Origin of the sequence: Pseudoalteromonas sp. SG44-5, from assembly GCF_014164175.1 — a bacterium.
In the GTDB taxonomy this organism is placed as follows: domain Bacteria; phylum Pseudomonadota; class Gammaproteobacteria; order Enterobacterales; family Alteromonadaceae; genus Pseudoalteromonas; species Pseudoalteromonas nigrifaciens.
Window position 1 is genome coordinate 1 of the sequence record NZ_JACJES010000072.1, and the last position, 335, is coordinate 335.

The 335-nt window shown below is 40.0% G+C and carries 1 pseudogene; it reads right to left on the bottom strand.

The features are described from left to right. Positions 1–134: 134 nt before the first annotated feature. A pseudogene (locus H5079_RS18255) lies at positions 135–335 on the bottom strand (transposase); the annotation flags it as partial.

Consider the following 335-nt stretch of genomic DNA (forward strand, 5'->3'; position numbering starts at 1 on the left):
ATTTTGTATCGACCAAACTAACCTGACGTTTTCTTGCGATAGCCATGTGACACCCTGCTTAATTATTGCACTAAACAGAGCATAGTTAATTACACTGATATTACAAATATTAAGATGGGTGTCTGTTCAATTTCTAAGTGGGTGTGATTACTCATTACTGCATACGCACACACATCGATACAAAATACGTTAGCGAGGGCAAGTAACTTGCTTTCAACCCACCCTCTGCGATGTTCATACGATTGATTAGTAAAGTTGTCTACGCCGCATAAAAATGCACGGCGTACACAGCGCGAAATACAGTGGTAGTATTTTGTATCGACCAAACTAACCTG